The sequence below is a fragment of the Streptomyces sp. NPDC046900 genome, assembly GCF_040644975.1.
Taxonomy (GTDB): domain Bacteria; phylum Actinomycetota; class Actinomycetes; order Streptomycetales; family Streptomycetaceae; genus Streptomyces.
The window spans coordinates 23,862-39,559 of sequence record NZ_JBEYXD010000060.1 but is presented as its reverse complement, the minus strand read 5'-3'; the positions used below and the strand labels follow the sequence as shown (position 1 = coordinate 39,559).

General features: G+C 69.2%; 13 protein-coding genes and 1 pseudogene. 8 read left to right on the top strand and 6 right to left on the bottom strand.

Going from position 1 to position 15,698, the window contains the following annotated elements:
* Both ABZ904_RS36620 and ABZ904_RS36615 read left to right on the top strand, forming a co-directional pair.
* On the top strand, nucleotides 1-675 hold the full coding sequence (locus ABZ904_RS36620; protein WP_361828415.1) for an SUKH-4 family immunity protein: 675 nt from the start codon (nucleotides 1-3) through the stop codon (nucleotides 673-675).
* Between the two features lie 106 nt (nucleotides 676-781).
* Entirely contained in the window at nucleotides 782-934 is a 153-nt protein-coding gene (locus ABZ904_RS36615; RefSeq protein ID WP_361828432.1) for an AHH domain-containing protein, read from the top strand.
* A gap of 199 nt (nucleotides 935-1,133) precedes the next feature.
* Here the strand turns inward: ABZ904_RS36615 and ABZ904_RS36610 are convergent, their stop codons facing one another.
* Complete coding sequence (locus ABZ904_RS36610; RefSeq protein WP_361828412.1) at nucleotides 1,134-1,310, bottom strand: hypothetical protein; 177 nt, start codon at nucleotides 1,308-1,310, stop codon at nucleotides 1,134-1,136.
* A 418-nt stretch (nucleotides 1,311-1,728) separates the two neighbouring features.
* Here ABZ904_RS36610 and ABZ904_RS36605 point away from each other — a divergent pair, with 418 nt between their 5' ends.
* The 5 genes and pseudogenes from ABZ904_RS36605 (at nucleotide 1,729) to ABZ904_RS36585 (ending at nucleotide 5,443) form a co-directional block, all read left to right on the top strand.
* On the top strand, nucleotides 1,729-1,938 hold the full coding sequence (locus tag ABZ904_RS36605; protein ID WP_361828409.1) for a hypothetical protein: 210 nt from the start codon (nucleotides 1,729-1,731) through the stop codon (nucleotides 1,936-1,938).
* Between the two features lie 65 nt (nucleotides 1,939-2,003).
* Entirely contained in the window at nucleotides 2,004-3,086 is a 1,083-nt protein-coding gene (locus ABZ904_RS36600) for an integrase core domain-containing protein (protein WP_361828406.1), read from the top strand.
* Between the two features lie 33 nt (nucleotides 3,087-3,119).
* Nucleotides 3,120-3,623: pseudogene (locus ABZ904_RS36595) on the top strand (3'-5' exonuclease); the annotation flags it as partial.
* Between the two features lie 757 nt (nucleotides 3,624-4,380).
* Nucleotides 4,381-4,896, top strand: coding sequence for a hypothetical protein (locus ABZ904_RS36590; protein ID WP_361828403.1), 516 nt, complete (start codon nucleotides 4,381-4,383; stop codon nucleotides 4,894-4,896).
* A gap of 82 nt (nucleotides 4,897-4,978) precedes the next feature.
* Nucleotides 4,979-5,443 carry a DUF6417 family protein gene (locus tag ABZ904_RS36585; protein ID WP_361828400.1) on the top strand — a complete coding sequence of 155 codons (465 nt, stop codon included), beginning with the start codon at nucleotides 4,979-4,981 and terminating at the stop codon, nucleotides 5,441-5,443.
* A 570-nt stretch (nucleotides 5,444-6,013) separates the two neighbouring features.
* Here the strand turns inward: ABZ904_RS36585 and ABZ904_RS36580 are convergent.
* Nucleotides 6,014-7,645 carry a hypothetical protein gene (locus tag ABZ904_RS36580; RefSeq protein ID WP_361828397.1) on the bottom strand — a complete coding sequence of 544 codons (1,632 nt, stop codon included), beginning with the start codon at nucleotides 7,643-7,645 and terminating at the stop codon, nucleotides 6,014-6,016.
* A gap of 513 nt (nucleotides 7,646-8,158) precedes the next feature.
* Here ABZ904_RS36580 and ABZ904_RS36575 point away from each other — a divergent pair.
* On the top strand, nucleotides 8,159-8,689 hold the full coding sequence (locus ABZ904_RS36575; RefSeq protein ID WP_361828394.1) for a hypothetical protein: 531 nt from the start codon (nucleotides 8,159-8,161) through the stop codon (nucleotides 8,687-8,689).
* A 222-nt stretch (nucleotides 8,690-8,911) separates the two neighbouring features.
* On the opposite strand, the gene ABZ904_RS36570 is transcribed toward ABZ904_RS36575, so the two are convergent.
* The 4 genes from ABZ904_RS36570 to ABZ904_RS36555 form a co-directional block, all read right to left on the bottom strand.
* On the bottom strand, nucleotides 8,912-10,426 hold the full coding sequence (locus tag ABZ904_RS36570; RefSeq protein ID WP_361828391.1) for a restriction endonuclease: 1,515 nt from the start codon (nucleotides 10,424-10,426) through the stop codon (nucleotides 8,912-8,914).
* Nucleotides 10,427-11,392: 966 nt separating this feature from the next.
* Nucleotides 11,393-12,919, bottom strand: a complete 1,527-nt coding sequence (locus ABZ904_RS36565) for an amidase (RefSeq protein ID WP_361828388.1) — start codon at nucleotides 12,917-12,919, stop codon at nucleotides 11,393-11,395.
* A 93-nt stretch (nucleotides 12,920-13,012) separates the two neighbouring features.
* Nucleotides 13,013-14,263, bottom strand: a complete 1,251-nt coding sequence (locus tag ABZ904_RS36560) for an iron-containing alcohol dehydrogenase (RefSeq protein ID WP_361828385.1) — start codon at nucleotides 14,261-14,263, stop codon at nucleotides 13,013-13,015.
* A gap of 222 nt (nucleotides 14,264-14,485) precedes the next feature.
* Nucleotides 14,486-15,427 carry a hypothetical protein gene (locus tag ABZ904_RS36555; protein WP_361828382.1) on the bottom strand — a complete coding sequence of 314 codons (942 nt, stop codon included), beginning with the start codon at nucleotides 15,425-15,427 and terminating at the stop codon, nucleotides 14,486-14,488.
* Nucleotides 15,428-15,698 lie beyond the last annotated feature (271 nt).

Below are 15,698 nucleotides of genomic sequence, written 5' to 3'. Positions count from 1 at the left end.
ATGATCCGGTTGCAGGAGGACTCCATGGACATCCCCGGGGCGAAGAGCGAGCTGTCGCGCATCCTCCAGACCGATATCGGCGAGCTCGTCGTCGCAGATCGCCGGGTACTCCCCTCGGCGCAGGCAGGTGAATGGCGACTGCCCGGGGCCGACCTGCGGACCCTGTCCGAGTACGGGCTGCCCGGACCCCGTGACGACGAACTGATGGGAGTGGTCGCGGGATTCCAGCCCAGCGGTGAGCCAAGGCGCGTTCACGAAGGTTCCCGGTTCTACGACCTGGGTTCCTTCGGGGCGGCTCTGCTGGCCGCGCAGGAAGGCACCGGACGCGTCTTCGCTTTCCCTCAGTTCACGGAGATCCACCCGCAACTGCGTCACCTCATGCCGGAGGGGCCGGTGCCCGTCGAGGTCAACTCCCGTGTCTTTGCACTCGTGGAATGCGCGTGGCGGTGGCACTGGATGGTGCCGGTTTTGGCAGAGCAGGAGGTGCTCGCCGGGAAGGCGGAAACAGAAGCCTGGCGCACGGCTTCGGGCCCTGAGGCCCGGGCCGCGTTGCCGGACTTCTTCACCGGCTGCCGCCAACTCGGCGAGCTGGGCCTGACCGGGTTGGCGACGTTCGACCCGGACGTCGTCGGCAGGGAGGAGTCCTTCTGGGCCGAGGCCCTCCTGGACCTCTGATTCCCACCAGGTGCGGCACGCAGGCCTGGCAGGTTCCCGAACCTGCCAGGCCTGCGCTCACGCGAGCGACGCAGATACACCAGTGGTCCCTATCGAGAGCTGACGGATCTCCCGGCCGACAAAGACGACGGCACACACCATCGTGATGAGCACCGGGAAGCGCGCGGCCATAGCCAGGCAGAAACTCGCCCGCATGGGTATCGACATCAACGACGCCCGCAACGGCACCTTCCTGCCGCGCCCACACAACTCACGATGATCAACGGTGGCCGCACCCGTCTCCGCGCCGCCCCGGACCAGATCACGATCTACGGCCGGACTCGCCAGCTCGACGCGCCCGGATCTGCATGACCAACCCAGCCACCACTACCAGCGGGGCTGCCACGCACGCGATGTAGAGCAGAATCAGCGGCTGTCCGGGATGCGGCCGGAGGCCAGTCCCACGACCCAGGTCCGAGTTAAACACCCGAGTACGGCGAGGCGGGCACCTGGGCGCGGTCCGGGCCGGCCGACACAGCGGGAGGACCGGTCACCGCGAAGGAGCCGCCGTCGTCGACGGCCACCGGCACCGCGCAGTAGCGCACCGGCGTCTTGGCGTACTGCGCAGCCGCCGTCACCGGCCACGGGCCGGCCATGCGCAGCGTACTGCGCACCGCCGTCCCCGACTGAGGCCCAGGCTCACCAGTTGGATTAGCGAACCGTAGTGAACCTGTGGCAGAGTGCTACGCGCACGCCCGGCGCCCAGGCGACGTCGGGCACCCTCCTCGGTCGGGTCTTGCGGCCCGGCCGGCCAGCGTCCGGAGGGACGTGCCACGCGGACTGGCGGCTCCTGTCGTTCAGTACCAGGGCACGAAGGCGATTGGCTCCCAAGGCTGAGCAACGCTCAGGCTCGCTAAGCCAATTAGAGACGCTGAACCTGCGCAGGCTGAGAACGCACCCCGTCCCCCGCGGCCGGATAAGCCGTCGGCGGGTGCCCGGCTGCTGCTGTCGATCGGCCTGCAGCATCCCGAACTGCTGCTGTCGGGGCCCGCATTGCGGGACCAGGGACAGGCCGTGACCGCCATGTTGGAGACGGGCTGGAGTCCCGAGCAGGTGCGCCGCATCGTCACCAGCCGACCGCTGCCGGACCGGATCCGCACCTCCGTCGACGCGATCGTCGCCGCCCGACTGCACGCCGCACATGCCTACCCGCCTCCAGCCGCCTGCCCGGACGCCGACACCGTGTGCGTGCCGACAACCCATGTCACCCATGCTGAGCTGTAGTTCTGGAGTCACGATGTGATCACATCGGGGGCCTCCGGGATCGCCTCGGTGCACGCTCGGGTTCCGTGGCGATACGTCTGCTCTACCGGTTCTGTTGCCTGCTTTTGGGTTGGCTGCGGCTGCTGGGCCGCTCCTCCGCGGCGAAAGACGTCGAGATCTTGGTGCTGCGCCATCAGCTGAGTGTCTTGGAACGCGGCAGGCCAAAGCCCGCTTTCACCCTCGGCGACCGGGCGGTGATCGCCGCCCTCGTTCGACTACTGAACAAGCGTCAGCGCCTCAGCCTGAAACTCTTGGTCACCCCGCGCACGGTCCTGCGTTGGCATGTGAGGCTGGTCGCGAGGAAGTGGACCTATCCGCACCGCCGTCCGGGCCGCCCGGCCAAGCCCGAGGCACTGCGTGCTCTGGTGCTGCGCCTGGCTCGCGAAAACGATGGATGGGGGTATCGTCGGATCCATGGCGAACTGCTCAGCCTGGGATGGAAGGTCGCCGCCTCCACCGTCTGGGAGATCCTGAAGCAGGCCGGGGTCGATCCGGCGCCCCAGCGGGCCGGCCGCTCTTGGGCGAGGTTCCTCACCGCCCAGGCCCACGGGATCCTCGCCGTCGACGTCTTCCACGTGGACACGGTCTTCCTGCGGCGCCTGTTCGTCCTGTTCTTCATCGAGCACGACACCAGGCGAGTGCACATCGCCGGCGTCACCCGCAATGTCACCGCCGAATGGGCCACCCAGCAGGCCCGCAACCTGCTGATGAGCCTGGACGACGTCCGTACCGCTGGCATCCGGTACCTGATACGGGACAACGCCGGCTACTTCACCGAGGGCTTCGACGCGGTCTTCACCGCCGTCGGCGCCCGGGTGGTGCCCATCCTGCCGGGCGTACCGCGGATGAACGCGATCGCCGAGCGCTGGGTGGGATCCTGCCGCCGCGAGGCCACCGACCGGGTCCTGATCACCGGAGAGCGGCACCTGCGCCTCGTCGTCGACGAGTACGCCGACCACCACAACGAACATCGGCCTCACCGATCACTCGGACAGCGATGCCCCGACGGAGTCGGCGCGCCCGAACCGCCCGCCGTCGATGCCTCATCGCGTGTCATCCGGCGCGACCGCCTCGGTGGCCTCATCCACGAGTACGCGCAGGTCGCATAGGGTGACGGGATTGTCGGCACGCACAGGGACGGGTTGCGCGCCCTGGCCCTGGCCGCCCGCGACCTGAAGGAAGGCCGCCGCACCACGCACCCAGAACTCCTCCTCTTCCCCACCTGGGGAGAGCTGCAGGACTACGCCGCCCACGATCCGGCCGGCCGTGATCTGCAACCCCTGGTCGACCTCGTCGACAAGCACGGCACCGATGCCATTCTCGATGCCGTGGCCTCACTTGCTCCCGAGCAGCAGGCCGAGGTGACCGTTTCAACCGCGCACAAGGCCAAGGGACGCGAGTGGGACTGCGTGAGAATCGCGGACGACTTCACCCCACCGAAGGACAGCGACCAGAAAGACGACAACGGATGCGCCATTCCCGGGCCGATCGACGACAGCGAGGCCCGCCTCGCCTACGTAGCCGTCACCCGCACCCGTCAGCGCCTGGACATGGACGGCCTGTCGTGGATCGACCACCACCCGGATGGAAATCCCACAGCCGGTAACAGGCCCCGCATGCTCGGCCGTCATGCGGATCAGAGGTAGCTGCGGAACCGCACAATGACCACGGAGGAACCTTCGCACGGGCACAATCCCCCTGCACGACAGCTGCCAGACCAACTGCACCTGGTCGGACCGGGCTGGCATCCTCTGCTCCTGCGGCTGCATGAACAACTCCTCGCCCTTGACCCGGGCTATCAGGTGGACGAGCTGAAGGAGAAGCTCGGCACCGCTCGCATCCGGATCACCGGCACCTCGGCCGCGTCCGCGGAGGTACAAGCTCTTGTCACCGCCGCCGAAGAGCAATCCACGACCGTCTGCGAGTTCTGCGGAGCACCTGGACATCGCAGAACACGCAGTGATGCCATGGCCAGCTGGATCAAAGCGGTATGCGACGACTGCCACCGTGCTTGGTCCCACCACTCCATCATGATCATCAACGGTTCCGTACACAGCCGGGAGACCGGACAGTGGTATCGACCTTGGAGTCCCCGATAGCACCTGAGAGCGGGTGTTCACGCGCACCCGCCCGCAGGTGTACCAAGCGTGCGGCGGTGTCTCGGTAAGGCACGCAGAGGCCCCCTCGCCCGCCCGGCTGCCTCTGTGGGTCGCCGCCTGAATATCACTCAACTCTGCGGAGAAACATGGGACTTCGGAAAGGCTTGGTCAGGCAGAGGTAAGGATTGCGCAGGTCGCTTCTTGTTCATCCAACGGGTCTACTCGCATAGATGCGGGTGGTGGTGTCATGCCGTCAGCCGCCCGGCACCCCACTGTCCGGGCCGACCCTGCGGGAGAACCCCCTATGCGCCGCTTCACCGCCACCACCTGCGCCCTGGCCCTCGCGGCCGCCGGCCTGATCGCCGCCTCGACCGGCACCGCCCAGGCGTCGACCTGCTCCCACGCCTACCTGCCGCTGCCCGACTCCTCCTGCACGCCCGGCGCCTACAACCCGGACGTCACCCAGTCGAACATCCACAGCACCATCTGCGTGTCCGGCTGGACCGCCACCGTCCGCCCCCCGACGTCCTACACCAACCCCCTCAAGGCCCAGGGCATCATCGACTACGGATACTCCGACACCAACATGGCCGACTACGAGGAAGACCACCTCGTCCCCCTCGAACTCGGCGGCGCACCCCGCAGCACCGGCAACCTGTGGCCCGAGCCCTACTCCGGCTCCCAGACCGCACACTCCAAGGACGGAGTAGAGACAAAGCTGAAGAACGCCGTCTGCGCCGGCACCATCACCCTGTCCTCCGCCCGCAGCGCCATCAAGAACAACTGGACCACGGCCCTGCCGGTCACCGGGATCGGCTGACCCTGCCAACCGCCGGGGTATCCAGGCCTGACGTGCTGGATGCCTCGGCATCACGTGTCGAGTTCGCAGTGCCCGCCCCGCCGTGGTCCCTACGGGAGGGGCGGGCACTGACGTCTGCCCGGCTGATCACACGAGAGTGGGCGGCCTGGTGCGAGCTGCTGTTTGCCCGCGGTGTGCGGCCCTGAGGGGCGGGGAAATTCCAGCGGAGACGGTGCGGGTGGCGCGGGCGGCTTTCCCAAGGGGGAGTCTGGCGATCCAGCCCGACCGGTGCCCGCACCGGTCGGGCTGGATCGCCACCGCCGGGCGCGTGACCGGCTGTAGGCCGGCCGCGTTGCCCTGGCATGGACGCCTACGATCACCTCGACCTCGAAGAGATCGACTTCGCTCTGGTCGAGCACACGAACGAGCGTCTGCCCTGCTCTCCCTCGAGGAGGCGCATGATCTGCTGCGCTTGCTGGTGATGATTGCCCAGTCCGGTGGGCCGATGTCGGCCGAGGCGGACCGGTTGGCGCGGGAGGTCACCGCCCGCATCCCCTCGGAGACCTGACCGAAGCACCCGGATGGACCGTATATGGGGCGGCCGCACCCTCCCGGGTGCGGCCCTGACGCGTTCCGATGTCTCAACTCCTACCCCGTCGTTTTCAGGGAGGGATAAAGCCATCGTGATGCGGAGGATCCCCGCACGGGAGAAGGCGGAGACGGCTGTCAACCGGCCAGGAGGATCCACTGCCGCACCCACCGTCGTGCCCATGGGCGTGCTTCCCGCCCATGGCTCTGCCGCCGCGATCAGTGGCGGCTGCGACCTTCGACAGACCGGCATTCCGGCCATCCTTTGCGGGATCTACGTAGTCCAGGCAGGCACCACTACCGTGTGGGGCTACGCGGGCATCGAACGGCTGCCCCTGCCTGGAGCGTTCCACCGCTGCCAGCTGCAGCCCCTTGCGGTAGATTTGCCCGTCGGTGGCCACCGCGCACGCTCCGCTGACCGACGTGGCCTCGTGCGCTGCAGGAGCCGCCGCAGCGTCGGGCGCGGAGTCACGAGACGCCCCCATGATCCGCGCCGCGACATCAGGAAGCGGGCCGCATGGCTCCACGACCGGACACGGCGTTGCGGTTGTCACCGGCCGCGCCACAGGCGGTGGAGGCGCGCCGTGTCGGCATCGAGGACGTCGCGCAGGGCGTCGGGGTCGTCGGGGACGATCAGACCGAGGTTGGCGGCGGACCGCCGGTACGCCGCCACGGCTTTAGGGTCGCCGGCCGCGAGCAGCGTGGACAGGGGCGGCTGGCCGGTCTCGGTGGCGCGGTCGACCAGGAGCAACACTCGTGCCTGATCGGGGGCCGTGAGCCGGGGCAGTGCGGAGCCCAGTTGGCGGCGCAGTGTTTCCCACGAGGTGATGCCTCCTCGCTGGGCGGTTCTGCGCAATGCTCCGCGCACGGCCCTCGCCACTGCTTCGAGCTCCTGCTGCGAGTGTTCTAGGAGGGGGGCGGGCTGCGGCCGGGCCGGGACAGGTCGGGCATCTGCCCGCGGGCCACGGGCATGGCCGCGCGGTGGCGTCCGGTCCGCTGGGGAACCGGACCGCCCGGGCCGCGGCAAGTGATGCTGGACGGAGCGGGCCTGCTTGATCAGTTCCTCCTCCTCCGCGGACAGGTGGTGGCCCTGTCCGCGCAGAGCGCTGGCCTGCTGCACCATGGAGCGGATCTCCTCGACCCGCTGCCGACCCATGGCCTCCTGCAGGCGGGCGAACACCAGTCGCCGCGGCTTGTCCTTCTGCTCCTGCCAGCTGCGTGCCGCACTCAGTGCCTTCTGGAGCCTGTCGTGGGCGGCCGTGGCGTCCTTGAGCCGTCCCAGCAGCTCGGCGCCGTCGGCGCACAGCTCGCGGACTTCGGCAAGATTGTCGGCGCGCTGCGCGCTGCCCAGCCGGAGCACCAGGCGGTGGACCTCCCTCGGCCCTGCGTCCGAGGCCGCAGGGCTGGCGGCTGGCGCCGCGGGGGTGGTACCCGCGGCCGTATAGCTCGTGCCCGGCGCCTCGGCTGCCGGGCGAGGCGAGGTGAGTCCCTCCCATCGGCGCCGCAGCTCGGCGACGACCGGCGTCACCAGCCCGTCCGGGGTCATCGTGCAGTTCTCGAGCGCGAACCACTCGGTGCCCCGGCCCAGCGCTTCGGTGCCGATCTGGATCCGGCGGCACGGGCCGTCGCTGTAGAACCGGACCCGGTTGACGTACCGGCGGCGGGCCAGCGTCTCGTACTCCACCCCTACCCCCGGCCCGAGGATCGTCTCGGTCCGCCCGGTGGGGTCCCAGCGCACCGGGACCTCGCCGTTGATGTGGACCCGCAGTTGCATGCCGCCGTCGACGTCGATGTCGACCACGGACCCGACCGGCGCGCCTTCGTGCCGGGCGAAGTGGAAGTGCGCGCCGCGCCCCTGTTCTCGTAGCCACGCGGTCGTCGCGGCCTTGAGGTACAGGTGGTCGGCGCTACCCACGCCCCCATGGGTGCGCGAGCACACCGTCGGTGCTCCGTCGGGGTCGGGGTAGTGCGCGAAGTGGCAGGCCCGGTCGGTGTACAGCTTCGTCGTCAACCGCCTGCCGCAGCCGCCCAGTAGCACCCCGCACCAAAACGTCGCCCCTTGGTACAGATGCCGGAAGACGTCCAACTCGAACGCCTCCAGCGGTAACACCAGCGGCTCGTCGGACTCCCGGTGCCCCAGCACCGCCGTCTGGATCCGCCGTGTGTCCCCCTTCGCACCCATCGGCCCCCTCCCCATCGACACGCCCACGCCCCCTGCTGGCGTCGCCCCGAACCAGGCGGCACCGATGCTCGCACCCTTCACCGACAAAGGCGCCCCGTTCGGACGCCCTGCACCGAACGTACGAACTCGGCTGCACGGGCGCCGCCTTCGCGCCGGAGGTCCAGGGCCGTCGCCCAGGTCCTCGCCCGCCTCGACGCACTGCTCAGCTACCACGCTGCCGGCCACCCTCATCCAGGGCCGGGCTGCCCAGGACGCTCTCGCCGCAACCGCCGGAGCACAAACGGTGATCAACCGCCTGCGCGACCGGTGACCGCACCGCCGCCCGGCCGGTCGACTTGCCGCAGATGGTGGAACCGACAAGGCCCCCGCGAGGCGGCCGGACGCGGCTGGCTGACCCAACACCGCGTCGTCGAGCGCGGTCAGCTGGCTGCCGCCGCAGCGGGCAACGGCCAGATTCTTCCGGTGTCACAATGCCACTGGTGGGCCTGCGGTCTGGTGCGAAATAGTGGTTGCGTGACCGATAGCGTTCTTCGTCCTGCGTCGAACGGCGCTGGCCTCTCCGGGCTGTTGAGCGCCTTGGACTCCTACCGGTTGGCGCGGCAAACCCTGCTGGGGACCTTGGGGCTCGGCCAGTCGAACCGGGACCCCCTCGCCGAGTTCGCCGAGCACCTGGTCGCGGCCCTGTGGCAAGGCCGACTCGCCGAATCCCGGGTGCAGGCGAACTATGACCTGATATCGGCCGACGGCGAGTACGTACAGGTCAAGTACCTCGCCAACCCTCTCTCCAGCTGGCCGAACGAGCACACTGTGCGGAGCATCCCCGGCGTCGGCTGGTACGTGCTCGTCGTCTACGAAGCGTTCGCTGTGACGGGCGTCCTGGCCTTCCCGCCCGACCTGACAGAGATCTGCTCGGCCCTGGGCAAGCGCCACCCCGACCAGGCGACCTCGCTGCAACTCACCCGCCGGAACTGGTGGACGATCCGCGATAACGCAGACGCCTATCGGCAGCTGGGTATGCGCATCTGGGTTCCACCCTTCCTGTAGGCAGGCGCAGGTCGTGAGCCGCAGCGCACGCGACGTACCTCCGGCCAAAGGATTGCTCATGTCCGAGACGGTGGACGCGGGTCGGATCGGTCAGGAGGTCATGTCCCTTACTCCGCGGCGCACGAGCGCCTGCTGCCTACCGGCGATCTATGCGCCCTTGCAGGCTGAGTCGTGCGGACCGATTGGTGCACCGTGTGGTGCCGCGTGGTGTCGTTGATCCGGTCAGCGGAGGTCGCGGGGGTGCCAGCCGGCGGGGAGTTTGGGGAGTCCGATGAGGGCGTCGATGTTGAGGTGTTCTTGGAGGAGGGCTTTGAGGCCGCGGCCGTCGATGAGTTCCATGCGGCCGGTGCGCTGGGCGAATTCTTTGCTGGCGGTGCCGAACCAGGAGGTGGTGACGAGAATGCCTTTGGCGGCTGCTTTGTCGTGCATGACGCCGGCCAGGGCGCGGACGGCTTCGGCGGGGACGACGTTCTTGTAGCGCTTGGCCTGGATGATGCACAGGCCGCCGATGATGGGGTCCTCGTTGGTGGCGACCGCGTCGATGCCGTCGTCGCGGGAGGCCTGGGTGACCCAGGCCTTGAGGCCGATTGCCTCGAACAGGCGGCGCACCAGGTGCTCGAACTCCGACGGGTCGAGGGCGATCAGGTCGGGGCGGCTGTCGAGGCCGGCAACGACGTCGATCTCCTCGACGAACTTGTACTTGCTCAGGTCGAACGTCACCACGGGCCGGACGGGCTCGAGGTCGTAGGGGTGCTGGGAGACGATCGCGTTCAAATGGCGCAGGCACAGCACCGGGTCGAGCTCGGGCTCGTCCAGCACGAGCTCGTCGAAGGTGCCGCGTTCGGTGCGGACGCTGACCAGGCACGGGCGGATGCCCTTGCCGGTGGCCCGGTCCTTGGCCTGCACGTGCCCGTTGAACGCCACCGAGCTGACCAGGGCAGGCGGGGTCACGGCGAGGACCTCGTCCACCGCCCTGAGCGCGAGGCGGGCGACGAGCTGCTTGTACAGCTCCTTGGTGTCCGCTTCCTTCCGCGGCTGCGGCACCACCGCTGGCGGGTCGGCCGCCTTGTACCGGTAGCTGGTCGCGGACGGGATCACGTCCTGCCCGGGCAGGTCCACATCCACCATCAGCTCACGGGATTCGGGCGCATACGCCAGCCGCCACGCCCGGCGTAGCCCCGGCGGATACTCGCACCCGGCCAGTACGCCCTCCACCGCCTCCACGAACGCCGTCGCCCCTCCGGCCAGCGCCTGCTCCACAGCCTCACGGTGATTACGCAGGCCGGGGGAGCGGTCCATGAGCACTCGGTCCAACGCTGCCTGGCGCGCCTGCACCTCGCCGGTCCGCTGCTGCGCCTGGGCCTTCATCTGGTCGACCTGCTCCTGCTTGGCCAGCCGCGTCGCCTGCTGCACCTGCCGCGCCTGCTCCTTCTTCTTCTGCTCGGCCTCTCTCTCCCGTGCCGCCTGCCGGCGGGCCAGATCCCGCTCGACCTGCTCCACTTTCTGCTTGCGCTCGGCGTTCTGACGCTTCTTCTCCCGCTGCGCCGCCGCCCACCGCTGCCCCTGCTCGCGCTCCTGTTTGGCCGCCTCCCTCTCCTTGCGCAGGCGCTCTTGTTCCGCGGCCCGGGCCCGGCGGGCCTCTTCCTGCTGCAGCCGTCTTTCCTGGGCAGCCTTGGCTTTCTTCGCTTCCTGGTAGGCCTGCAGCAACTGAGCGGTCAAGGACTTCTTGCGAGCCACGGCGCCCCCCTCAGACCCGTCGTGTCACCTGCTGTGAAGCCATGCCCGTCCCACAAGAACAACAACCCCGGCATCGCGCGCGTAGAGGCCCGTGGCGATTGAACGTTGCCGGTGGTCGGCCGGTTCGCCGAGTGGGTGAGGCAGGCCGCAACGCATCCCCTGGTGCGTGGTGGCGGGGTGTATTCCATTTACGCACCGAATGCGCGGAGTTGACGCATGGTCCCGACGCCTGTCCGTGTGAGCATGGATCTACGGCCGCCCCTGCGCCACCCCACCTGCCTTCCGACCGTCATTCGAAAGTGAGTAACGAACGATGCGCCGCGGGGTGGCTGTCCAGCAGATGACACCGAAGTCGTTGACGATGGCGCTGCTCCGGTGGCCTCCACTGCGGTGGAGGAGGTGGGTGATCGGCGTGGCCCTGCCCGGAACCGATCTAGATTTGTTTGGGCTGGCTGGCGTGGGCCGGTCTGATCGTCTTGGGATCCCAGTGGTACATCCGTCTGAACGCGACCCAGGCTCCCCATTCCGGCTCGTACAGCGACGTCATCGCCAAGGCCACAGCCCGGCCCCGCGGCTCCGAGCGGGCAAACCGCGCAGCGAACCGCGCGTGTAACCCCGCCAACACCCACGCCATGACTCGACTTGACGCACACCAAGATCCACAGACACCAGGACGCTCAATCACACCAGACCCCCTAACTGTGATTGCAGTACTAGTCCCCATGCGATCCCGGCTGCCGCCCTGCCCGAGCCGATCCGCTCTCGGCCGGACAGCGCGCCGCGTCCGCCCCTGGCACATCCCGGCAGGTCGTGCTGGGAGCGACCGCGTTCGGCCTTGCTGCAGCAGGTGGGGTGGTTGAGGCCCTCAGGGTTCGACGCGAAGGAAAGTCCAAGGGCTGAACCGGCCCAGGCGGCGCAGCGGCCACTGATCCCTACCCGGTCCTTGCCCCAGACACCGGACGGGGATCAGTGGCTGCCGCGCGGAAGAGCTCCCGTAGCGGGCGGGATGGGCGAGCGCCAGGTAGCGCGATACGGCGCGTCGGGGGCATCTGTACGGGAGGCCTCGCCCCCGGGAGGGCAGCGGCGCTGTCGGCCCATCGTGACTGCAGGCCAGCGATTTTGTAGAGCCTCGGTGGCCCGGTGCAGGTGTTCCGCGATATCGAGCAGCCGCGACTCGGTCCGCGGCGGCGACGTCAGCTGGACGCCCACCGGAAGACCGTGCTCATCGAACCCGGCACGGACCGTGCAGGCGGGCAGCCCCGTCAGACTCTGTGGCGCGGTCGAGGTCATGACCAGTTCCCGGAAGGGCAGCTGACGTCCGGCATGCCGGAGCTTGTCCTGACCGATCGGCACGGGTGAGATCGCCGACACGGGGGAGAGCAGCACGTCCACAGCCGAGAGGATCTGGTGCATCACCGAATGCAGCCGCACCCGCTCATAGTGGCTGTCGACATACGTGTCCGCGTCTGCGATCGCCGCCAGTTCGAGGCGGGAACGCACCTCTTGCCCGTACTCCGCGCCTCGTCCGGGCCACAACCCGGCGCGCCGGTGCACCCGGGAGCCTTCGGCCAGAACCACGGCGCCCAGCGTCTCGTAGAGCCTCGGCGCATCCGGGGCCGGCACCTCGACCACCTGGGCGCCCAACTCGGTGAAGGCGGCGGCGGTCGCGTCACGGGCAGCCTGTGCGGCCGAGCCCAGCGGGATCTGGTCCAGGTCGGGGCAGATGCCCACCCGCAGGCCCTTGATCGCGAGCGAGGACGGGTCCGGGGCGCCCCGGTGAAGCCGATAGTCCGGCTTGCTGATCACGGAGTGGAGCAGCCGTACATCGGAGACCGTGCGCGCCATCGGCCCCACGTGGTCCAGCGACGGTGCCAGGGGGAAGACCCCCCTACCATCGACCGCGCCATGGGTGGGCTTGAGCCCGACCACTCCGCAGAACGCCGCCGGGATTCGGATCGAGCCCGCCGTGTCGGTGCCGAGCGCCAGGGGCGCCAGCCCGGCCGCCAGCGCAGCAGCGGAGCCGCCGCTGGAACCGCCCGGAACGCGATCGGGCGCCCATGGGTTCCGGGTGGGTCCGAAATGCTCGTTGTCGGTGGTGATACCCCAGGCGAACTCGTGGGTGGCGCTCTTGCCGATCACGACGCCGCCGGCTGCTCGCACCAGCCGGACCACAGGGGCGTCACGATGCGGCAGATGCCCGGCGAACATCCCCGATCCATAGGTGGTCTGCAGGTCCGCGGTGTCGATCAGGTCCTTGACGGCCACCGATACGCCGTCCAGTGGCAGGGGCCGCCCCTCGCGGTAACGCTGTTCGGATGCCTGCGCCGCCTGCAGTGCCCGCTCCAGCGAGGTGGCGGTCATGGTGTTGAGAAAGGCGTCCAGGGCCTGGATGCGATCGCCGAGGGCGCGCACCACCTCGACCGGCGAGAGCTCGCGGCGGGTGTAGGCGGTACGCAGTTCGTGTGCCGACAGATAGGCGATCTCGTCATGCATGGGCACCACCCGCAGGGAGGGCGGCGGCTGTGCGGCGGCCCGCCGCTACGGGGCGCGAGGGCGACCGCAAGTCGTGGGATCCGGTTCGACGACTCACCACATGTCCCCCAGCAGCGCATCCAGACGTGCCGCCCCATCGTCGCCCAACTGGGCCACAGCCCGAGGGTAGGCGGCGCGGACGGTTGCCGCGATCTCGGGCAGCTGGGTAGGGGCGATGCCCACCTCCCGCAGCCGACTGGGCAGTTCGGCGGAGCGGATGAGCTCCTCCAGCCTGGCGGGCGCGTCCAGCGGATCGGCTGCCGCCGGACGGGAGAGGTCGAGGGCGGCGTCGACATCCAGGGCACGGGCGACCTCGGCCAGGGCCTCGGGCGCCTTTTCGCGCATCGCACGCATCACCGGCGCCAGCGTCACCGCGGAGGTCAGGCTGTGCGGTACGTGGTAGGTACCGCCGAGCACATGGCCGATGCGATGGCTGAGGCCGTGGCTCAGTGCCCCAGGTGCGACGTAGCACTCCCAGGCCGCGATCTGGCAGGCCAGCCGGTGGTCCAGAGCCTGCGCATCCAGCGATCCGAGCAGTGCATCGGCCATGTGCCGGATACCGAGCCGCGCGAGTGATCCGACCACCGGGCCGGGCACGTCCGCCAGCAATCCCTCGATCGCATGGTCCAGCGCCTTGATCCCCGAGCTGCTCCACAGCTGCACAGGAGTGGCCACGGTCAGCTCGGGGTCGAAGACGACCATGGCCGGGGTGACGTCCGCTCGGGCGTAGCTCTGCTTGAAGGGGCCCTCCGGCCGCTCCTCGCTGACCCCGTAGAAGTGCGAGAGCTCCGCACCCGACAGGGTGGTGGGCAGCGCGATATGGACGGGTGCCCCGGCTCCCTCGTCGATCAGCTCTGCGGCGATGGCCTTGCCCGCATCGATCACCGAACCGCCGCCGAAACTGACGATGCCGTCCACTTTGAGCTCACGGCATCGCTGCGCGCCCGCCCGGACGCCTGCCTGCGGCACATGCGCGGCAAGGTCGCTGATGGTACCCACCAGCAGCGGACCGCACGCCGCCCGGACGCGTTCGAGCAGGACCTGCTGCCTGACCAGCGACGCGGTCGTGAGCAGCAGCACACGGCAGGCGCCGAGCTCTTCGAGCAGCTCCTGGAGACGGCCTGCCGTCCCCGCGCCCCACACCACGCGCCGGGTCGGCAGCAGCGGGAGTTGCCCCGGCCGGATGCTGCCGGCGAACCCGCTGCCCGCCCCGGCGGACGCCGTGGTGGACGGCAGCTGCCCGGTCACAGGTTCGGCCGACGGCTGCTGGTCCGCGGCCGGTCGGCGATCCGTCGGGAAAGACATGGTTGCGCTCCTTGCGGTGGAGGTGCTACCGCCGGAACGAGGGACGGCCAGGCAGCGAGGGCAGGTCAGGTCAGGGACGAACGGACGGGTGGTGGGGCGACCACGGCGATGCTGCGGGTTCGTCGAGCCGAGAGGGCAGCCCGATGCGCCCACCCGCAGTCGCACCGTGACCCCGGTCGCCTTCGTGCGGCTGGGGTCTGGTGCGGCGGGCGTCCGGTCGTACTAGTCGAGGGGCTCCAGTTCGGCGAGGAAGCCCTCATGCTGGCTCTCGAGCCAGGAAGGCAGCTGCAGGGAGCTGCCCAGGCTGTCCAGCTCCTCGTCCTTCAGGAACCCCAGCGGGTGGCTCCAGGTGGCCTCGAACATGGCCCCGGCCGGGGTGCGGAAGTAGCACGAGTAGAAGTAGTTGCGGTCCCGGGGGTCGGTGACATCGATGAAGCCCATCGCCTCGAGACGGTCCTTGAACGCCAGCTGGGCGGTGGAGTCGCCGATGTCGAAGGCCACATGGTCGACGGTGTTGCGCATGTATCCCCAGCTGCCCTGGGGCTCGTCCGGCTGGTGATCGAACTCGACGAGCTGGCCGACCCGGCCGTTCGCCATGGAGTAGGAGCTGACCGAGCCGTCACTGTCCCGATGGACCAGCCCCATGCCCTCCTTGAGGAACATGTCCAGCTCGTCCACCTCGCGGGTCACCACCATCACGCTGTGCACGCCGCGGATGCCAGCGGCCGGCGGAACGTCCGCACCGGTCCAGGGCAGACGCTCGTCCACGGCGACGCCGACCAGCTGGTACTCGATGCCGTCCGGGTGGTGCAGCCGGATGCGCCGCTCACCGAGCAGCTCGAACTCCTCGTACGCCACACCCCTGGAGGCCAGCCTGTCGGACCAGTAGCCCAGGCTGTCCTGCGGCACCGACATCGCGATGGAGCGCACCTGGCCCGAACCCTGTCGACCCAGTGGCCGGTCCTCGCCGAAGGCGAAAGACGTGACAAGGGTGCCCGGCTCGCCGTACTGGTTGCCGTAGTACAGGTGGTAGAAGGGGCGCTTTCCGTCGAGAAGCACAGTCCTTTTGACATTGCGCAGGCCGAGCAGACCAGAGTGGAACTCGACATCGGTCCGCCCGCCGGTCACCGTGTTCGTGATGTGGTGGTAGCCGTTGAAGTGCATGATTCTCCCTCGTCGTCACAACGCCGTACCGGGTTTCGTCGACGGCCGGGCGACGAGTGGTGCGGACCGGCCGATGCGAGCGGTGCGACTGTGGCAGCTGCGCTGTACTTCCGCCGGTCGGTAGGCCTCCGATCTGCGGTGTAGCGCTGTCAGCAATCATCGCCGTCCATTCACCGGACAACAGTGGCGCTAATGCCAAGTAGCGATGAGATACCGCCAGGCTGCGTGCGCTGGGCTTACTCCACCACGCTCCGCGGCCACCGCCGTGCGG

Bases quoted from the DNA above. Each gene is read 5' to 3' on its own strand.
- ABZ904_RS36590 (WP_361828403.1), top strand. From the start codon at position 4,381: ATGCGCCGCTTCACCGCCACCACCTGCGCCCTGGCCCTCGCGGCCGCC.
- ABZ904_RS36580 (WP_361828397.1), bottom strand. From the start codon at position 7,645: ATGGGTGCGAAGGGGGACACACGGCGGATCCAGACGGCGGTGCTGGGG.
- ABZ904_RS36620 (WP_361828415.1), top strand. From the start codon at position 1: ATGATCCGGTTGCAGGAGGACTCCATGGACATCCCCGGGGCGAAGAGC.
- ABZ904_RS36610 (WP_361828412.1), bottom strand. From the start codon at position 1,310: ATGGCCGGCCCGTGGCCGGTGACGGCGGCTGCGCAGTACGCCAAGACG.
- ABZ904_RS36555 (WP_361828382.1), bottom strand. From the start codon at position 15,427: ATGCACTTCAACGGCTACCACCACATCACGAACACGGTGACCGGCGGG.
- ABZ904_RS36560 (WP_361828385.1), bottom strand. From the start codon at position 14,263: ATGTCTTTCCCGACGGATCGCCGACCGGCCGCGGACCAGCAGCCGTCG.
- ABZ904_RS36565 (WP_361828388.1), bottom strand. From the start codon at position 12,919: ATGCATGACGAGATCGCCTATCTGTCGGCACACGAACTGCGTACCGCC.